15 protein-coding genes are annotated in these 17,823 nt (G+C 72.0%); all 15 read right to left on the bottom strand.

Features of this window, described 5'->3' with window-relative positions:
- Window positions 1-185: 185 nt before the first annotated feature.
- Genes AC2A1K_RS29940 through AC2A1K_RS29870 form a run of 15 tightly spaced genes read right to left on the bottom strand, consistent with a single transcriptional unit; the run spans window position 186 to window position 17,672 of the window.
- On the bottom strand, window positions 186-1,238 hold the full coding sequence (locus tag AC2A1K_RS29940; protein WP_483899996.1) for a polyprenyl synthetase family protein: 1,053 nt from the start codon (window positions 1,236-1,238) through the stop codon (window positions 186-188).
- Window positions 1,208-2,860: an NADH-quinone oxidoreductase subunit NuoN gene (gene nuoN, locus AC2A1K_RS29935; protein WP_483899995.1), complete on the bottom strand. Its 1,653-nt coding sequence runs from the start codon at window positions 2,858-2,860 to the stop codon at window positions 1,208-1,210. The genes AC2A1K_RS29940 and nuoN overlap by 31 nt, the downstream gene beginning before the upstream one ends.
- Window positions 2,857-4,488, bottom strand: coding sequence for an NADH-quinone oxidoreductase subunit M (locus AC2A1K_RS29930; protein ID WP_483899994.1), 1,632 nt, complete (start codon window positions 4,486-4,488; stop codon window positions 2,857-2,859). The genes nuoN and AC2A1K_RS29930 overlap by 4 nt, the downstream gene beginning before the upstream one ends.
- Window positions 4,485-6,476: an NADH-quinone oxidoreductase subunit L gene (gene nuoL, locus AC2A1K_RS29925; RefSeq protein ID WP_483900002.1), complete on the bottom strand. Its 1,992-nt coding sequence runs from the start codon at window positions 6,474-6,476 to the stop codon at window positions 4,485-4,487. Before nuoL ends, AC2A1K_RS29930 begins: the two co-directional genes overlap by 4 nt.
- A 19-nt stretch (window positions 6,477-6,495) precedes the next feature.
- Window positions 6,496-6,795 carry an NADH-quinone oxidoreductase subunit NuoK gene (nuoK, locus tag AC2A1K_RS29920; protein ID WP_483899993.1) on the bottom strand — a complete coding sequence of 100 codons (300 nt, stop codon included), beginning with the start codon at window positions 6,793-6,795 and terminating at the stop codon, window positions 6,496-6,498.
- Window positions 6,792-7,691, bottom strand: a complete 900-nt coding sequence (locus AC2A1K_RS29915; protein WP_483900001.1) for an NADH-quinone oxidoreductase subunit J — start codon at window positions 7,689-7,691, stop codon at window positions 6,792-6,794. Before AC2A1K_RS29915 ends, nuoK begins: the two co-directional genes overlap by 4 nt.
- 41 nt (window positions 7,692-7,732) lie before the next feature.
- On the bottom strand, window positions 7,733-8,332 hold the full coding sequence (gene nuoI / locus AC2A1K_RS29910) for an NADH-quinone oxidoreductase subunit NuoI (protein ID WP_483899992.1): 600 nt from the start codon (window positions 8,330-8,332) through the stop codon (window positions 7,733-7,735).
- Window positions 8,332-9,684 carry an NADH-quinone oxidoreductase subunit NuoH gene (gene nuoH, locus AC2A1K_RS29905; protein WP_483899991.1) on the bottom strand — a complete coding sequence of 451 codons (1,353 nt, stop codon included), beginning with the start codon at window positions 9,682-9,684 and terminating at the stop codon, window positions 8,332-8,334. The genes nuoI and nuoH overlap by 1 nt, the downstream gene beginning before the upstream one ends.
- Window positions 9,681-12,338: an NADH-quinone oxidoreductase subunit G gene (locus AC2A1K_RS29900; protein WP_483899990.1), complete on the bottom strand. Its 2,658-nt coding sequence runs from the start codon at window positions 12,336-12,338 to the stop codon at window positions 9,681-9,683. The genes nuoH and AC2A1K_RS29900 overlap by 4 nt, the downstream gene beginning before the upstream one ends.
- Window positions 12,335-13,666, bottom strand: a complete 1,332-nt coding sequence (gene nuoF, locus AC2A1K_RS29895) for an NADH-quinone oxidoreductase subunit NuoF (RefSeq protein ID WP_483899989.1) — start codon at window positions 13,664-13,666, stop codon at window positions 12,335-12,337. The genes AC2A1K_RS29900 and nuoF overlap by 4 nt, the downstream gene beginning before the upstream one ends.
- Entirely contained in the window at window positions 13,663-14,460 is a 798-nt protein-coding gene (gene nuoE, locus AC2A1K_RS29890; protein ID WP_483899988.1) for an NADH-quinone oxidoreductase subunit NuoE, read from the bottom strand. Before nuoE ends, nuoF begins: the two co-directional genes overlap by 4 nt.
- The gene (locus AC2A1K_RS29885) at window positions 14,457-15,782 is read right to left on the bottom strand and encodes an NADH-quinone oxidoreductase subunit D (RefSeq protein ID WP_483899987.1); all 1,326 of its coding nucleotides are present in this window, start codon (window positions 15,780-15,782) and stop codon (window positions 14,457-14,459) included. The genes nuoE and AC2A1K_RS29885 overlap by 4 nt, the downstream gene beginning before the upstream one ends.
- Window positions 15,782-16,702, bottom strand: a complete 921-nt coding sequence (locus AC2A1K_RS29880) for an NADH-quinone oxidoreductase subunit C (protein WP_483899986.1) — start codon at window positions 16,700-16,702, stop codon at window positions 15,782-15,784. The genes AC2A1K_RS29885 and AC2A1K_RS29880 overlap by 1 nt, the downstream gene beginning before the upstream one ends.
- Complete coding sequence (locus tag AC2A1K_RS29875; RefSeq protein ID WP_483899985.1) at window positions 16,692-17,288, bottom strand: NuoB/complex I 20 kDa subunit family protein; 597 nt, start codon at window positions 17,286-17,288, stop codon at window positions 16,692-16,694. Before AC2A1K_RS29875 ends, AC2A1K_RS29880 begins: the two co-directional genes overlap by 11 nt.
- Window positions 17,289-17,306: 18 nt before the next feature.
- A complete protein-coding gene (locus AC2A1K_RS29870; RefSeq protein ID WP_483899984.1) occupies window positions 17,307-17,672 on the bottom strand; it encodes an NADH-quinone oxidoreductase subunit A in 366 nt (121 codons plus the stop codon).
- Window positions 17,673-17,823 lie beyond the last annotated feature (151 nt).

Here is a 17,823-nt window from a genome sequence, read left to right as displayed (position 1 = left end):
ATATGCCTGGCCCGCCGCCGCACCGACGTCATCTACGCCATGCTCCGCGACCACCAGCCCTACCGCGCCCCAGCGCGAGCACCCGAGCCCCTCGCGGCTTGACAACCCCATAGAGACACCCCCCGCGCCCGCCCCCGCATGTGAGTACTTTCCGGGCCTATAGGACCGGAAAGTACTCACATAGGTCAGCCGGTGCGGGCGATCGTGTAGTCGAGGAGGGCGGCGAGGGCGCGGCGGGCGGGGCCGTCGGGCAGGGTCGCGAGCTCGGCGCGGGCGGCGTCGGCGCGGGCGTCGAGGGCCGCACGCGCCTCGTCGAGACCCCGCGAGCCGCGCAGCAGCTCCAGCGCCTCGCCGACCTCGGGGTCGCCCAGCTCGCGCCTCCCCACGCCCAGCTCGCGCAGCCGCGGCACCTCGGGCCCGTCGCCCGCGAGCGCGTAGAGCACCGGCAGGGTCGCGACGCCCTCGCGCAGGTCGGTGCCCGGTGTCTTGCCCGAGTCCCCCGACGGCGAGGCGATGTCGATGATGTCGTCGGAGACCTGGAACGCGGTCCCGATGATCTCCCCGAACCGGCGCATCGCCGCCACCTGCTCCGCGGTCGCGCCGGCGAACATCGCCCCGAACCGCCCCGAGGTGGCGATCAGCGAGCCGGTCTTCTCGGCCACGACCGCCAGGTAGTGCTCGACGGCGTCCTCGCCGTCGCGGGCCCCTCGCGTCTCGCGCATCTGGCCCGTGACGAGCTCGGCGAAGGTCTCGGCGATGATCCGCACCGCGTCCGGCCCGAGCTGCGAGACCAGCCGAGACGCGTGCGCGAACAGGTAGTCGCCGGTGAGGATGGCGACGCTGTTGTCCCAGCGGGCGTTGGCGCTGTCCGCGCCGCGGCGCATGACGGCCTCGTCCATGACGTCGTCGTGGTAGAGCGTCGCCAGGTGGACGAGCTCCACCGACGTCGCCGCGACCACCACGTCCTCCGAGGTCCCGTCCGCGAGCTGGGCGGCGAGCAGCGTCAGCAGCGGCCGGAACCGTTTGCCGCCGGCCTCGATGAGGTGCAGGGACGTGTCGGTGACGAACCGGTAGTCGCTGTGCACCTCGCGGCGCAGCAGCTCCTCGACGCGGTCGAGGCCGTCGCTCACCGCGGCGGCGAGGTCGGGGTCGGCGATCGGCAGGCCGGCGACCTGGGTCAGCGCGGGATTGGGTCCGGACACAGGCCCTAGCCTAGGAACGACAGGCCGTCGGCCCATCCGAGGACGGCGGTCGGCACGACACCGAGCAGCAGGGTCACCACGACCCCCAGTGTGATCGCCACCGTCGTGAAGGGGCCAGGGACACTGACGGTGGGACCGTCCGCGGCGGGCTCCGAGAAGTACATCAGCACGATGAGCCGCAGGTAGAAGAACGCCGCCACCGCGCTGACCACCAGGGCCACGATGACCAGCGGCGCCATCCCGTCGGCCAGGGCCGCGGAGAAGACCGCGAACTTGGCGGTGAAGCCACTGGTCAGCGGGATCCCCGCCAGCGCCAGCATGAGGAACGTCACCGCGGCCGCGACGACCGGCGAGCGCTTCGCGAGGCCCGCCCACGCCGAGAGGTGCGTCGCCTCCCCGTCCGACCCGCGCACGAGCGAGACCAGCCCGAACAGGGCGACGGTCGTGAACCCGTAGGCGAGCAGGTAGAACAGCGTCGCCGAGAGCCCGGCCGGGGTGATGGCCATCGCCCCGAGCAGCAGGAAACCCGCGTGCGCCACCGACGAGTAGGCGATCATCCGCTTGACGTCGGTCTGGGTGAGACCGAGCACCGCGCCGATCACCATCGACACGATCGCCACGGCCCACAGCACCCCGCGCCACTCCCACACCGTGGATCCGAACGCGACGGTGAACACCCGGAGGATGGCGCCGAACGCGGCGACCTTGGTGCAGGCGGCCATGAACGCGGTCACCGACGTCGGCGCGCCCTGGTACACGTCCGGGGTCCACGTGTGGAACGGACCCACCGAGGCCTTGAACATCAGGCCGACGACGAGCAGCGCGAGCCCGCCGAACAGCAGCGAGTCCGGGCGCAGCGAGCCCGCGGCGGCGAGCGAGATGTCCGCGAGCTTCACCGAGTCCGCGTAGCCGTAGAGCAGCGCGAGGCCGTAGAGGAAGAACGCCGACGAGAACGCCCCGAGCAGGAAGTACTTGACCGCCGACTCCTGGCTCATCAGCCGCCGGCGCCGGGCCAGGCCGCAGAGCAGGTACAGCGGCAGGCTGAGCACCTCGAGGGCGATGAACATCGTCAGCAGGTCGTCCGCGGCGCAGAAGACGAGCATGCCGCCGAGCGCGAACAGGACGAGCGAGAAGATCTCGGTCTGCCCGTCGACGGCGCCTCGTCCCCGGGCACCGTCGCGGGCGTCGCGGGCGTCGCCGCGGCCGGTGCCGTCCCCGCGACCGGTGCGCGCCCGCACGGTCCCGCCGCCGGCCCGGGCGCCGACCGTCGCCTTCTCCCACGCCTCCGCCTCGCCGGCCGCGTCCGGGTCGGCGAGGAACGCTCCCCCGGGCTCGACGGAACGGTCGGCGATCAGGAGCACACTCGGGATCGCGAGGGCGAGCAGCGTTCCCCAGAGGAACAGGGCCGGACCGTCGACCGACACCGCACCGGCGAGGGTCGAGACCGGCGGCGCACCCGACGCGGCCCGCACGATCACGGCCAGGAGTGCCACCACGAGCGCGCCGAGCGTCAGCCCCAGCTGCACCCGGCGGCGCACGCGGAAGGGCAGCAGGGCCTCGAACAGCACCGCGACGCACGCCGCACCGAAGACGATCCAGAGGGGTGCCAGCGCCCCGTAGGCGATGGTCGGGAACGTGGGCGCCAGGGGCCCGGTCATCGCGCCACTCCGTTCGGGGTCACCGGATCGGTCACGCCGACCTCGCTCATCGTCGCCGCCACCGTCGGGTCGAGGACCTCGAGGACGGGCCCGGGGAAGAAGCCGAGCACGAGGATCAACGCGACCAGCGGGGTGAGCAGCGCGATCTCCCCGCGGGTCAGGTCACCGAAGCGGGCGGTGGTCCGCCGCATCCAGGAGTCGTCCCCCGTGTCGTGACCAGTGTCGGTGCCGAGCGTCGCCGCCGATGCCGCCCCCGGGCCGTCCCCAACGACCGCCGTACCGCGCAGCGGCCCGGTCATCGTGCGCTGGAAGACCCAGAGCATGTAGAGGGCGGCGAACACGATGCCGACGGTCGCGATCACCGTGAAGGCGGGCTGCCGCGCGAACGACCCGAGCAGCACGAGGAACTCGCTGATGAAGGAGTTCGTGCCGGGCAGAGCGATCGTCGACAGGCCCGCGACGAGGAACATGCCGGCCAGCAGCGGGGCGGCCCGCCCGACGCCGCCGTAGGCGGTCAAGTCGGCCGTGCCTCCACGGCGGATCAGCAGCCCGACGACGAGGAACAGCATCGCGGTCGAGATGCCGTGGTTGACCATGTACAGCGCCGACCCGGCGATCGACTGCGTCGAGAACGCGAAGATGCCGAGCGCGATGAAGCCGAAGTGTGCGATCGACGTATAGGCGACGAAGCGCTTGAGGTCGGTCTGCGCCGCGGCCAGTAGGGCGCCGTAGAGCACGCCGATCACGGCGAGCGTCAGCACCAGCGGTGCGAGCTCCCGCGACGCGGCCGGGAACAGCGGCAGCGTGTAGCGCAGGAAGCCGAAGGTGCCGACCTTGTCCAGCAGACCGAGCAGGATGATGCTGCCCGCGATCGGGGCCTCGGCACCGGCGTCGGGCAGCCAGGTGTGGAACGGCACCAGCGGAGCCTTGATCGCGAACGCGGCGAAGAACCCCAGGAAGAGCCAGATCTGGGTCGACAGCGGCAGCTCGGCGGCCATCGCCTGCAGCGCGGTCCAGTCGAAGGTGCCCTGGCCGTAGCGCGCCTCGCTGGCGACGAACAGACCGATCACCGAGGCGAGCATGATCAGCCCGCCGAGGAACGAGTAGAGGAAGAACTTCACCGCGGCGTACTGCCGGCGCGGCCCGCCGAAGCGCCCGATGAGGAAGTACATCGGGATGAGCATCGCCTCGAACAGGACGTAGAACAGGAACACGTCCGTCGCGGCGAAGACGCCGACGAGGATGCCCTGGGTCGCCAGCATCAGGGCGGTGAACCCGGCCCCGGTGCGGCCCGGGGGCAGCTTGTCGGCCGCCGCGAAGACCAGCACGATCGGCACGAGCACCGACAGCAGCGCGATCATCGTCAGTGCGATGCCGTCGAGCCCCAGGGCGAACGACACCCCGAACGCCGGGATCCACTCGACGGAGATCCGGCCCTGGAACCGAGCCGCGTCCGGGGCCGTCGAGAAGAGCGACCAGACGGCCGCCACGAGCAGGAGCGACACCGCGGAGAACCCGAGACCGACGGCGCGGGCGGCCCGGTCGAGGTTCTCGCGGTTCGCCATGCCGCCGCAGATCGCGGCGCCGATCAGCGGGACCAGCAGCAGGGCCAGCAGCAGCGCGCTCATCCGACACCGCCCACGACGAGCAGGGCCGCGACGAGCACGACGGATCCTCCCAGGATGGTCAGGGCGTAGGAGCGGACGAAGCCGGTCTGCGTGCGCCGCAACCGGCCCGACGAGCCGCCCAGCAGGGCGGCGACGCCGTTGACGACACCGTCGACACCGCGGTTGTCGACGTAGACCAGCGCGCGCGAGAGCCAGATGCCCGGGCGGGCGATGACGCCTTCGTTGATCGTGTTGGCGAACAGGTCCGCGCGCGCGGCCCGCACGGGCAGGCTGACCCGCTGCGGGCGCTCGACCGGCACCTCGCGGCGGCCGACGAGCACGTAGGCGAGACCGGCGCCGATCAGCATCACCAGGGTGGCGACGTAGGGCACCAGGCCGACCGGGAACGCGGCGGGCAGGTCGTGGGGCTCGACGGGCACGCCGATCGAGGCCTCCAGGTAGTGGCCCAGGCGCTCGCCCCCGACGAGGAACGCGCCGGCGCCCACCGACCCGATCGCGAGCAGCACCATCGGCGCCGTCATGGACGCGACGGACTCGTGCGGGTGGTAGTGCTCGGGCGGGTCGGAGAGGTCGGCGCCGTCGATGCGCCGCGGGTGGAGGTCCTTCCACCGCTCGGGCCCGAAGAACGTCATGAGCATCAGGCGCGACATGTAGAAGGCGGTGAGCCCGGCGGCCCCCAGCGTCGCGACGCCGAAGATCCACCCGGCGACGGGGCCCGCGGTCAGCGAGGCCTCGATGATCAGGTCCTTCGTGTAGAAGCCCGACAGGAACGGGAAGCCGATCAGGGCCAGGAAACCGGCGGTGAACGTCGCGAACGTCACCGGCATGTGGCGCCACAGGCCGCCGAAGCGGCGCATGTCGGTCTCGTCGGCCATCCCGTGCATCACCGAGCCGGCGCCGAGGAACAGGCCGGCCTTGAAGAAGCCGTGGGTGAGCAGGTGCGCGAGCGCCGCGGCGTAGCCCACCGGACCGAGCCCGACGGCCAGCATCATGTAGCCGATCTGGCTGACCGTGGAGTACGCGAGCACCTTCTTGATGTCGTCGTAGGCGCAGCCGATGATCGCGCCGATCACCAGGGTGATCGCACCGATGATCGTCACGACGAGCTGTCCGACCGGCGCCAGGTCGTAGAGCGGGTTCGCGCGGGCGATGAGGTAGACGCCGGCGGTGACCATCGTGGCGGCGTGGATGAGCGCCGACACCGGGGTCGGGCCCTCCATGGCGTCGGGGAGCCAGGCCTGCAGCGGGAACTGGCCCGACTTGCCGCACGCGCCGAGCAGCAGGAGCAGCGTGATCGCGGTCAGCGTCCCGGGCGAGATCTCGCCGGCGCGGGCGAACACCTCGGCGTACTGCGTGGTGCCCAGCTCGACGAACAGCAGGAAGATCGCCAGCGCGAGCCCCACGTCACCGACGCGGTTCATGAGGAACGCCTTCTTGGCCGCGCTGCCCGCCGAGGAGCGCCCGGTGTAGAAGCCGATCAGCAGGTAGGACGCGAGACCGACGCCCTCCCAGCCGAGGTAGAGCGTCACGAACCCGTTGCCGAGGACGAGCACGAGCATCGCCGCGACGAACAGGTTGAGCTGCGCGAAGAACTTGCGCCGGTTCGGGTCGTGGGACATGTAGCCCACGGAGTAGATGTGGATCAGCGAGCCGACGCCGGTGATGAGCAGGGCGAACGTCAGCGACAGCGGGTCGATCCGCAGGCCGAACTCGACGTTCAGCGCGCCGACGGCGATCCAGTCGTAGATCCCGAGGTCGCGGACCCGCTCCTCGGCGGGCAGCCCGAGCGACCCGGCGAACAGCACGACGGCGACGACGAACGACGCGAGGACGGTGGCGACGCCCAGGACGTGCCCCCAGCGGTCGGTGCGACGACCACCGACGAAGAGCACGAGCGCGCCCAGGGCGGGCAGCGCGACCAGGAGCCAGGCCACGCCCGCGGCGCCCTCGGCGGGGAGCACCGGGGGGAGCGGGGCGGCGGCGGTCACGAGCGACACGACGCTCCCCCTAATACTTGAGCAGGTTGGCGTCGTCGACCGAGGTCGACCGGCGCGTGCGGAAGATGGTCATGATGATGGACAGGCCGACGACGACCTCGGCCGCGGCGACGACGATGACGAAGAACGCCAGGATCTGACCGTCCAGGGACCCGTTGATCCGGGCGAACGTCACCAGGGTCAGGTTCACGGCGTTGAGCATCAGCTCGACGCACATGAACACGATGATCGCGTTGCGCCGCACCAGCACCCCCACCGCGCCGATCGCGAACAGCAGCGCGGAGAGCAGGAGATAGATCGTCGGGCTCATCGCGCACCGCCCTCGTCGTCGGCGTGGTCGGCCTCGTGCAGGCGGTCGTGCGTGCTGCCCACGCGGAGGTCCCCGTCACCGCCGTCACCGGCCTCACGGCCGTCCCCGCCGCGCAGGGCCCGTGCGTCGACCTGCCCGGCGGGACCGCTCTCCGACTGCACGTCGGCGATGTCGGCGTCGAGCCGCTCGCGGCGGGTGGCCTCGATGATGCGGGACAGCGAGGCCGGCGCGACCGAGCCGTCGGGCAGCAGCGCCGGGGTGGCGACCGAATCGGCCGTCGCGAACACCCCGGGTCCGGAGCGCGAGCCGTAGCCGGCGAGCGGGCCGCGGAGGCGCTCGGTGACCCGCTCGCGCTGCGACGTCCCGCGCTGGCGCGCGCGACCGGCGAAGGCGTAGACGAGCGCGCCGACCGCGGAGACGGTCAGCAGGAACGCGCTGAGGATCACGGGGAACACGTACTCGAGGAAGATGCTGCTGCCGAGCAGCGTCACGTTCCCCCGGGCCTCCGGCCCGTAGCCCGGACCGAGGCCGACCGGCTGCACCGCGGTCAGGGTGCCGGCGACGGCGACGGCCGCGAGCACGGCGAGGCCGACGCCCAGGACGGCCGCGACCAGGCGCTGACCGCGCAGGACCTCGACCACCGAGTCCGACGCGTCACGCCCGACCATCATCAGCACGAACACGAACAGGATCATGATCGCGCCGGTGTAGACGATGATCTGCGTGACCCCGAGGAAGGGCGCCTGCTGCACCAGGTAGAGCACCCCGAGCGAGAGCATCGTCAGCACCAGCCACAGCGCCGAGTGCACCGCGTTGCGCGAGAAGATCATGCCGAGGCCGCCGGCGAGGGCGACCGGGCCGAGGATCCAGAACACCACCGCTTCGCCGGTGGTCATCTCCCCGCCGCCCGTCACGGGTGCGGCGGCCAGCAGGGCGCTCACGGGGCCTCCTGGCTGGGCACCGCGTCGGGGGTCGCCGCCCCGGACACCATCGGGATCTCCTCGCGGACCTGGTCCTGGACGTCGGCCCGACGCGCCATCTCCGGGCCCTGCACGTAGTAGTCCTGCTCGTTCTCGCCGAGGCGCATCGGGTGGGGCGGCTGCTCCATACCCGGCAACAGCGGCGCGAGCAGACGGTCCTTGTCGTAGATCAGGTCCTGGCGATCGTCGTCGGCGAGCTCGTAGTCGTTGGTCATCGTCAGCGACCGGGTCGGGCACGCCTCGATGCACAGACCACACCCGATGCACCGCAGGTAGTTGATCTGGTAGATCGCCCCGTAGCGCTCACCGGGCGAGTACCGCTCCTCGTCGGTGTTGTCCCCGCCCTCGACGTAGATCGCGTCGGCCGGGCACGCCCACGCGCAGAGCTCGCAGCCGACGCACTTCTCCAGACCGTCGGGATGGCGGTTGAGCTGGTGGCGCCCGTGGTAGCGCGGTGCGGTCACCTTCTTCACCCGCGGATAGTCCTCGGTGACGACCTTGCGGAACATCGTCGAGAAGGTCACGCCGAACCCGGCGACGCCGTCGAACATGCCCATCAGCGGTCTCCCTTCGATGGTCCGGCTCCGGCCGGCTCCGCGTCCGACCCGCCGGCGCCGGCCCCGACCGTCTCGCTGTCCTCCTCCGTCGACCGCCCCGAGGGCAGCCCGCGCCGTCGGCGCTTGGGGGTCGTCGGCACGGCGAGATCGAGCGGCGGGACGGGGTAGTCGGCGGCGAGCGGCGGTTCCTCGTCCTCCTCCGGCGGTGCCTGGTCGGGGATCAACAGCGCTGCCCCCACCAGCACGACCAGCGCGATGCCGCCGACCACGAGGATCTGGCCGGTCGTGAGCTCCGTGCGCAGCACCCGCAGGGCGGCCACGAGCACGAGCCACACCAGCCCGATCGGGATCAGGAGCTTCCAGCCCAGCCGCATGAACTGGTCGTAGCGCTGCCGCGGCAGCGTGCCGCGCAGCCAGACGTAGACGAACAGGAACGCCAGCGTCTTGCCGAAGAACCAGAGCAGCGGCAGCCAGCCCTCGTTGACGCCCGGGATCAGCGACAGTGGCCACGGCGCCATCCATCCGCCGAGGAACAGGGTCGTGGCCACCGCGGAGAGCGTGACCATGTTGATGTACTCGGCGAGGAAGAACAGGGCGAACTTCAGCGACGAGTACTCGGTGTGGAAGCCGCCGACGAGCTCCGACTCGGCTTCGGGCAGGTCGAACGGCGCGCGGTTGGTCTCGCCGACCATCGACACCGCGAAGATCACGAAGCTGACCGGTAGCAGCCAGACGTACCAGCCGGTCTGTTGCGCCGCGACGATGTCGGCGGTCGAGAGCGAGCCGGCGTAGAGCACGACGGCGATGATCGACAGGCCGAGCGCGAGCTCGTAGGAGATGACCTGGGCGGCGCTGCGCAGGCTGCCCAGCAGCGGGTACGGCGAGCCGGAGGCCCAGCCGGCCAGGACGATGCCGTAGACCCCCACCGAGGAGCAGGCGAGCACGACCAGCACACCGACGGGGAGGTCGGTCAGCTGGAGCGCGGTGCGCTCGCCGAAGATCGAGACTTCCGGGCCGAGCGGGATCACCGACCACGCCACGAACGCCGGCACCACGGAGAGCACCGGGGCCAGGAAGAACACCGCGCGGTCACGCGCGGCGGGCAGCACGTCCTCCTTGAACGCCAGCTTGAGCCCGTCGGCCAGGGACTGGAGCAGGCCGAACGGGCCGTTCCAGTTGGGGCCCGGCCGTTGCTGCATCCGGCCCACGACGCGGCGCTCGAACCAGATCATGAACAGCGTGACCAGCATGAGCCCCGCGAAGACCACGACGACCTTGATCAGGGTCAGCCAGAACGGGTCGTCCGCGAGCAGTGTCTGGGTGTACCCCGGCGGGGGTGGTACGGGGTTCACGCAGAGCTCCCATCCGTGGCCCCGCTCCGCTCCGCTCCGCGTCCCGCGTCGCGAGTGGGGCGGCCGCCGGTCAGGCGGACGGCCCCGCCGTGGGCGAGACCGAGCCCGGCGAGCGTCGTGACCCCGCCGTCGAACCGCGGGACCCGCGCCGGGGCCCACACGACGTCGTCGGGAAGGTCGGCGACCTCGACCGGCAGGATCAGCGACCCGTGCGGGCCCTCGAGCTCCGCGGGGTCGTCCTCGACGAAGCCGAGCCGGCGCGCGGTCGCCGCCGAGACCCGGATCCTCGGCGGCCGCGCCGTGCCCGCGAGCTCCGGCTCGCCGGCCATCAGCGCACCGCCGTCGAGCAGCTGGCGCCACGTGGCGAGACGCAGCGCGGGGGCCTCGACCTCCTCGGTGACGTCGTCGTTGCCCGCGAGCGGGGAGTTCGCGCGCCTAGAAGCAGCGAACAGCGCGTTCGCTGCGTCCTGGGTGCGGTGGCCGGCGAGGGCGTCCGCGACGCGCGCGAACTCGGCGGCCGCGGCCTCCGGGGTCTGGGTGAAGAGGTCGACGTCCATCTCGACGGCGAGGGTGTCGAGCACCCGGCAGTCGGGCAGCGTCGTCGCCGCGGTGCCGCCGACACGTCCCGCGGAGCCGCCGGACGGGTCGATCGTGGTGGCGAAGCGGCGGTCGCGGCCCTCCCAGTTGCGGAAGGTCCCCGCCTTGTTGATCACCGGGGCGACCGGGAGAACGACGTCGGCGCGGTCGGTGACCTCGGTGCGGCGCTGCTCGAGGGACACGACGACGTCCGCGGCCTCGAGGGCCCGGCGCGCGAGGTCCGGGTCGGGCAGGTCGTCGAGCGCGACGCCGCCGACGACCAGCCCGGCGAGCTCGCCGTCGGCCGCCGCGCGGAGGATCTCGCCCAGGTCGCGGCCGGCGTCGGACGGCAGCTCGGCGACCCCCCACGACGACGCCAGCGCCGCGCGGGCCCCGGCGTCGGCGACGGGGGCACCGCCGGGCAGCACGGTCGGCAGCGCGCCCGCGTCGAGCGCGCCCCGCTCCCCCGCGCGGCGCGGGATCCAGGCGACCTTCGCGCCGGTGCGCTCCGCGAGACTCGCGACCGCGGCGTACAGGCCGGGCACCTGCGCCGCGCGCTCGCCCACGAGGACGACCGCGCCGGGCTCGGCGAGCCCGGCGGCGACGGGGTCGGGCAGCGTGCCCAGGGCGGCGACCTCGTCACCGGGCGCGCAGCGCACGAGCTTGCTGCCGGTCTTCACCACCGCCGGCGTCGACCACTGGCCGAGATGGTGCACCGCGGTACCCGTCCGCGCGGCCTTGCGCAGCCGCAGGAAGACGATCGGCGCCTCCTCCTCGGGCTCGAGGGCCACGCACAGCACCGCGGGCGCGCTCTCGAGGGCGTCGAAGGAGACGTGGTCGGGGCCCGTCCCCGCGACCCGGGTGCCGAGGAAGTCGAGCTCCTCGTCGGTCGCCGCGCGCGCCCGGGCGTCGACGTCGTTGGTGCCCAGGGCGAGGCGGGCGAACTTGGCGTAGGCGTACCCGTCCTCGACGGTCACGCGGCCGCCGGGCAGCACGCCGACACCCTGCTTGCGGTGCCCCTCGGGGTCCTCGGGATCCTCGGGACCCTGACCGTCGCGCGCCGCCACCAGCAGCTGCGCCGCGCGCTCGAGGGCCTCGGTCCACGAGGTCTCGGCCAGCTCGCCGTCGTCGCCGCGCACCATCGGGCGCAGCAGGCGGTCGGCGGCCTGGGTGTAGCGGAACGCGAAGCGGGTCTTGTCGTCGATCCACTCCTCGTTGACCTCGGGGTCGTCGCCGGCGAGGACGCGGGTGACCGCCCCGCGGCGCCAGTCGCGGCGGACCGAGGCGCCCGAGGAGTCGTGCTCGGAGACCCCGGGCGTCGAGACGAGGTCGAACGGCCGCGAGCGGAAGCGGTAGGACGCCGAGGTCAGCGCGCCGACCGGGCAGATCTGGATGGTGTTGCCGGAGAAGTAGGACTGGAAGTCCTCGCCCTCGCCGAAGGCGGTCTCCTCGGTGCCGATCTGCTGGTGTGCGCCACGCTCGAGCAGCTCGATGAACTGGTCGCCCGCGATCTGGCGGGAGAACCGGGTGCAGCGCTGGCAGAGCACGCAGCGCTCACGGTCGAGCAGCACCTCGTCGGAGATCGGCAGCGGCTTGGCGAACGTCCGCTTCTCCTCGTGGAACCGCGACTCCGCCCGCCCCGAGGACATCGCCTGGTTCTGCAGGGGGCACTCACCGCCCTTGTCGCAGATCGGGCAGTCCAGCGGGTGGTTGATCAGCAGCAGCTCCATGACGCCCTGCTGCGCCTTGTCGGCGACCGGCGAGGTCATCTGGGTCTTGACGACCATGTCCTGCGCGACCGTCATCGTGCAGCTGGCCTGCGGCTTGGGCATCTTGCGCCCGCCCATCTCCACCTCGACCAGGCACTGGCGGCAGGCGCCGGCCGGGTCGAGCAGCGGGTGGTCGCAGAAGCGCGGGACGACGATGCCGAGCCGCTCGCACGTGCGGATGATCAGCTCGCCCTGCGGCGCGTCGACGATGCGGTCGTCGATGGTCAGCCGCACGTACCCCTCCGGTACGGGCGGCAGGTCCTCCCGCTCCGAGGGCTTCTCCGGGGCCCTCTCCGATGCCGCGGTCATGCGCTGGCTCCGCTCAGTTCGACGATCCGGTCGACCTCGGGGTGGCGGCGCTGCGCGGTGCAGAGGTCGACGAACTCCTGCCGGAAGTACTTGATGCCGCTGGTGATCGGCGAGACCGCACCGTCGCCGAGGGCGCAGAAGGAGCGGCCGAGGACGTTGTCGCAGACGTCGAGCAGGGTGTCGACGTCGGCCTCGGTGCCCTCGCCCTCGACCATCCGGCGCAGGATGCCGGCGAGCCAGTAGCAGCCCTCGCGGCACGGCGTGCACTTCCCGCACGACTCGTGCTCGTAGAACTCGGTCCACTTCATGACCGCCCACGGCACCGACACGGTCTCGTTGAAGATCATGAGCGCGGTGGTGCCGAGCATCGAGCCGGCCTCGGTGGCGCCCTCGAAGTCCAGCGGGACGTCGAGGTGGTCGGCCGTGAGCAGCGGGGTCGACGACCCGCCGGGCGTCCAGAACTTCAGCGGGACGCCGTCCTTCATGCCCCCGGCGAGGTCGAGGAGCTCGCGCAGCGTCGTGCCCAGTGGCGCCTCGTACTGGCCGGGGCGCTCGACGTGCCCGGACAGCGAGTAGATCTTCGGGCCGGGCGAGCGCTCGCGGCCCATCGTGCGGAACCAGTCCTTGCCGCCCGACACGATCGACGGGACGGTCGCGATCGTCTCGACGTTGTTGACCACGGTCGGCGCGGCGTAGAGCCCCGCCGTCGCCGGGAACGGCGGCTTGAGCCGCGGCTGGCCGCGGCGGCCCTCGAGCGAGTCGAGCAGCGCGGTCTCCTCGCCGCAGATGTACGCCCCGGCGCCGGCGTGCACGACGATGTCGAGGTCGAACCCGGTGCCGTGGATGTTCTTGCCGAGGTGACCCGCGTCGTACGCCTCGCGCACGGCGGCGTGCAGGCGCCGGATGCAGTGCACGACCTCGCCGCGCACGTAGATCGCGCAGAAGTGCGCGCGGATCGCCCAGCTCGTGATGATGCAGCCCTCGATGAGCGAGTGCGGGTCGGCCATCATCAGCGGGACGTCCTTGCAGGTCCCGGGCTCGCCCTCGTCGGCGTTGATGACGAGGTACTTCGGCTTCGCGGCCGGGCCGGTGGGCTCCTCGCCGGGCTTGGCCTGCGGGATGAAGCTCCACTTCATGCCCGTCGGGAACCCGGCGCCGCCGCGGCCGCGCAGGCCGGAATCCTTGATCAGCGCGATGAGGTCGTCGGCCGGCGTCTCCAGCGCCTTGTCCAACGCCTGGTAGCCACCCAGCTCGGTGTAGTGGCGCAGCGTCCACGACTCCGGACCGAGCCAGTGCTTGGTCAGCACCGGGGTCAGCGGGTCGGTCATGAGGAGCTCCCCTCATCCGGCACGGGCGGAGCGGTCCAGCCGCGCTCCTCGGCGAGCCGCGCGCCGCGCAAGCTCTCCTCGGCGGCCGACGGGCCGGCGACGGCGTCGAGACCCCCGACGGCGGGGTCGTCGAAGAACCCGGCCAGCAGCAGCTCGACCGAGCGGAAGTCGGTCAGCGGCGCCCCGCGGGTCGGCGCGGGCTTCTCGCCGCGGCGCAGCGCGTCGATGATCTCGAGCGCCGAGTCGACGGTCTGCTTGTCGAAGAACTCGTAGTCGACGGTCAGCACGGGCGCGAGGTCGCAGGCCGCCAGGCACTCGGCGTGCTCGATCGTCATCGACCCGTCGGCGCTGGTCTGCTCGTGACCGATGCCGCCGAGGCGTTCGCGCACCGCCGCGTAGATGTCGTCGCCGCCGAGCGCCGCGCACAGCGTGTTGGTGCAGACGCTGACGAGGTGGCGGCCGACGGGCTCCCGCTTGTACATCGTGTAGAAGGTCGCGACCGCCGAGACCTCCGCGGTCGTGATCTCCAGGGCCTCCGCGCAGAAGGCGATGCCGCTGCGGGAGACGTGGCCCTCGACGTGCTGGACGAGGTGGAGCAGCGGCAGCAGCGCCGACCGCGGCTCCGGGTAGCGGGCGATGATCCCGGCCGCGCGGTCGCGCACCCCGTCGAACATCGAGATGTCGACGGCGGAGAGCGCGGCGTGCGCGGCGGGCGTCCCGCCGGCCTCGTCGATCGCGTGGTCCGGCTCCGACGGCGGCGTGGCCGGGGCCTCGGGACCCAACGTGCGGCTCATCGGTCACAACCCCCCATCACGGGATCGAGGCTCGCCAGCGCGGCGATGACGTCGGAGACCATCCCGCCCTCGGACATCGCCGGGGCGGCCTGCAGGTTGACGAAGCTGGGGTCCCGCATGTGGACCCGCAGCGGGCGGGTGCCGCCGTCGGAGACGAGGTGCGCGGACAGCTCGCCGCGCGGCGACTCGATCGGCACGCACGCCTGCCCCGGCGGGACCTTGAAGCCCTCGGTGACCAGCTTGAAGTGGTGGATCAGGGACTCCATCGACTGCCCCATGATCCGGCGGACGTGCTCGAGCGAGTTGCCCATGCCGTCGGCCCCGATCGACAGCCGGGCGGGCCAGGCGATCTTCGCGTCCTCGACCATGACCGGTCCCGGCTCGAGACGGGCGAGGGCCTGCTCGATGATCGACAGCGACTGGCTCATCTCCTCCACCCGCAGCAGGTAGCGGGCGAAGCTGTCGGCGGCCGTGTCGGTGGGGACCTCGAAGTCGTAGTGCTCGTAGCCGAGGTAGGGCTCGACCTGGCGCAGGTCCCACGCGAGCCCGGCCGAGCGCAGGATCGGGCCGGTGACGCCGAGCGCCAGGCAGCCGTCCAGCGGCAGGTAGCCGACGCCCTCGAGGCGCTGGCGCCAGATGCGGTTGCCGGTGAGCAACTTGTGGAAGCCGGGCAGCCGCTCGCGCATGACCTTGACGAACGAGCGGATGCGCTCCTCGTAGCCCTCGGGCAGGTCCTGCACGACCCCGCCGGGCCGGATGAACGCGTGGTTCATCCGCAGGCCGGTGAGGAACTCGAGCAGGTGCAGGACCTCCTCGCGCTCACGGAAGCCGTTGGTCATACCGGTCAGCGCGCCGAGCTCCATGCCGCCCGTCGCCAGTGCGACGAGGTGCGAGCCGATCCGGTTGATCTCCATGAGGAGCACGCGGATCGTCGCGGCGCGATCGGGCACCTCCACGCCGAGGAGCCGCTCGACCGACATGCAGTAGGCGGTCTCGTTGAACAGCGGGGCGAGGTAGTCCGCGCGCGTCACGAAGGTGACGCCCTGGGTCCAGGTGCGGTACTCGCAGTTCTTCTCGATGCCCGTGTGCAGGTAGCCGATGACGAGACGGGCGTCGGTGACGGTCTCGCCGGAGAGCTCGAGCACCAGGCGCAGCACGCCGTGCGTCGACGGGTGCTGCGGACCCATGTTGATGACGATGCGCTCGTCGCCCGCGGTCTGGTCGACCATCTCGTCCCAGTCGCCACCGGTGACCGTGTAGACGGTGCCCTCGGTGGTCTCGCGGCTGGACGCGGCGTACGGGTCGGTGTGGGTCTCCGTCATCAGGTGTACGCCCTCCGCTGGTCGGGCGGCGGGATCTCCGCGTCGTGGTACTCCACGGGAATGCCGCCGAGCGGGTAGCTCTTGAGCTGCGGGTGGCCGTTCCAGTCGTCCGGCATGAGGATCCGGGTCAGGCTCGGGTGGCCCTCGAAGACCACGCCGAACATGTCCCAGGTCTCGCGCTCGTGCCAGTCGGCGGTCGGGTAGACCTCGACCAGCGACGGGCAGCGCGCGTCGTCGAGCTCCAGGGCGATCTCGAGGCGCAGGCGGCGGCGGTAGGTCATCGACAGCAGGTGGGTGACGACGTGCAGCTGCTGCGGCACGCCCTCGCCGTAGTCGACGCCGGAGACCCCGGAGCAGAACTCGAAGCGCAGGGCGGGGTCGTCGCGCAGGGTGCGGGCCAGGCGCACCAGCTGCTCGCGGTTCACATACCAGGTCATCTCGCCGCGGTCGACGGTCACCTGGTGCACGCAGACGTCGAAGGGAGCGCCGCCGGCCCCGTTGTCGTCGGCCAGTGCTGCCGTGGTCTCGTCGACGACCTCGTCGAACCAGCCGCCGTAGGGCCGCTCGGCGGGCGCCGGCGCGTAGGCGGGCAGGCGCAGCCCGCCGAAGCCGGACGTGTCGCCCGACCCGTGGATGCCGAACATGCCCTCGCGGGCCCGGCCGGACACCGTCTCGGACGCGGCTCCCCTCTCGGCGTACTGCCCCGATCGCTTCGCGGGAGGGCCCGGGACGTCGCGGCGCTGGATCTCCTGAGGACCGAACGCGGTACCGGCCGTGCCGGGGTTCGACGCGCCGGTCGGGCCGCTCGCGCCGCCGGCACCCGTGCCGGGGGTCTCGGGCTTCTCGTCGCCCCCCTGGGTCGAGCTCCGCGGCCCGGTCGGCGTGTTGTGCTGTTCTCCGTCTCCCGAGTCACCAGACATGCTCGGCCTTCACCTCCCCGGTCCTGCGGTCGGTCTTGCCGTACTTCTCCGAGGAGGGCAGCAGCTCGAGCTTCTCCCCCTGCGCGCGGCGCTCCGCGGCGAGCTCCGCGCGCACCGGGCCGAGCGGCTCGTTCTGGATCTTCTGGTGGAGCTTGAGGATCGCGTCGATGAGCATCTCCGGGCGCGGCGGGCAGCCCGGGAGGTACATGTCGACGGGCACGACGTGGTCGACGCCCTGCACGACCGCGTAGTTGTTGAACATCCCGCCCGACGACGCGCAGACGCCCATGGCGAGCACCCAGCGGGGCTCGGCCATCTGGTCGTAGATCTGGCGCAGGACCGGGGCCATCTTGTTGGTGACGCGGCCCGCGACGATCATCAGGTCGGCCTGGCGGGGGCTGGGGCGGAACACCTCCATGCCGAAGCGACCGAGGTCGTAGCGGGGGGCGCCCGAGGTCATCATCTCGATCGCGCAGCAGGCCAGCCCGAAGGTGGCGGGCCACAGCGACGCCTTGCGGGTCCAGTTGACCAGGCTCTCGACGCTGGCCAGCACGATCCCGTTCGGCAGCTTCTCTTCGAGTCCCACAGTGCCCTCCTTCCGGGCTCAGCTCCAGTCCAGTCCGCCGCGGCGCCACTCGTAGGCGTAGGCGAACACGATGGGCGCGAGGAACACGACCACCACCGCCAGGCCGTAGAGGCCGAGCGCGTCGATGTTCACCGCGTACGGGTAGAGGAAGACGATCTCCACGTCGAAGAGGATGAACATCATCGCGGTGAGGTAGTAGGCCACCGGGATGCGCCCGCCGCCGGAGACGGGCTGCGGCGACGGCTCGATACCGCACTCGTAGGAGTCGAGCTTCGCGCGGTTGTAGCGGCGGGGCCCGATGAACGGTGCGGCCGTGACGGAGAACAGCCCGAACGCGGCCGCCAGCACGAACATGACGATGAGCGGGACGTAGAGGTCCAGCATCCTCGTCTCCTTCCTCCCCGGGGCTGCTGCGCGACGGGATCTCGCGTGGGTGGTGCGGCCCCGTGTCGGGGCCGTGTGGTGGATCACGCTCGTCGGGCGGACGCCGACCCTAATGAGGACCTGGGTGCCGTCCGGTGATGAGGGCGTCCTA

It is taken from the genome of Actinomycetospora sp. 2LY8.5, assembly GCF_057180585.1.
This window is presented reverse-complemented; position numbering and strand designations above follow the sequence as displayed.

What these genes read in the sequence shown, in the direction of transcription:
- nuoI (WP_483899992.1), bottom strand. Translation starts at nt 8,332, where the DNA reads ATGGGCATGTTCGACGGCGTCGCCGGGTTCGGCGTGACCTTCTCGACG.
- AC2A1K_RS29885 (WP_483899987.1), bottom strand. Translation starts at nt 15,782, where the DNA reads ATGACGGAGACCCACACCGACCCGTACGCCGCGTCCAGCCGCGAGACC.
- nuoE (WP_483899988.1), bottom strand. Translation starts at nt 14,460, where the DNA reads ATGAGCCGCACGTTGGGTCCCGAGGCCCCGGCCACGCCGCCGTCGGAG.
- nuoK (WP_483899993.1), bottom strand. Translation starts at nt 6,795, where the DNA reads ATGAGCCCGACGATCTATCTCCTGCTCTCCGCGCTGCTGTTCGCGATC.
- AC2A1K_RS29915 (WP_483900001.1), bottom strand. Translation starts at nt 7,691, where the DNA reads ATGACCACCGGCGAAGCGGTGGTGTTCTGGATCCTCGGCCCGGTCGCC.
- nuoF (WP_483899989.1), bottom strand. Translation starts at nt 13,666, where the DNA reads ATGACCGACCCGCTGACCCCGGTGCTGACCAAGCACTGGCTCGGTCCG.
- AC2A1K_RS29930 (WP_483899994.1), bottom strand. Translation starts at nt 4,488, where the DNA reads ATGAGCGCGCTGCTGCTGGCCCTGCTGCTGGTCCCGCTGATCGGCGCC.
- AC2A1K_RS29870 (WP_483899984.1), bottom strand. Translation starts at nt 17,672, where the DNA reads ATGCTGGACCTCTACGTCCCGCTCATCGTCATGTTCGTGCTGGCGGCC.
- AC2A1K_RS29900 (WP_483899990.1), bottom strand. Translation starts at nt 12,338, where the DNA reads ATGACCGCGGCATCGGAGAGGGCCCCGGAGAAGCCCTCGGAGCGGGAG.
- AC2A1K_RS29880 (WP_483899986.1), bottom strand. Translation starts at nt 16,702, where the DNA reads ATGTCTGGTGACTCGGGAGACGGAGAACAGCACAACACGCCGACCGGG.
- AC2A1K_RS29940 (WP_483899996.1), bottom strand. Translation starts at nt 1,238, where the DNA reads ATGGGCCGACGGCCTGTCGTTCCTAGGCTAGGGCCTGTGTCCGGACCC.
- nuoN (WP_483899995.1), bottom strand. Translation starts at nt 2,860, where the DNA reads ATGACCGGGCCCCTGGCGCCCACGTTCCCGACCATCGCCTACGGGGCG.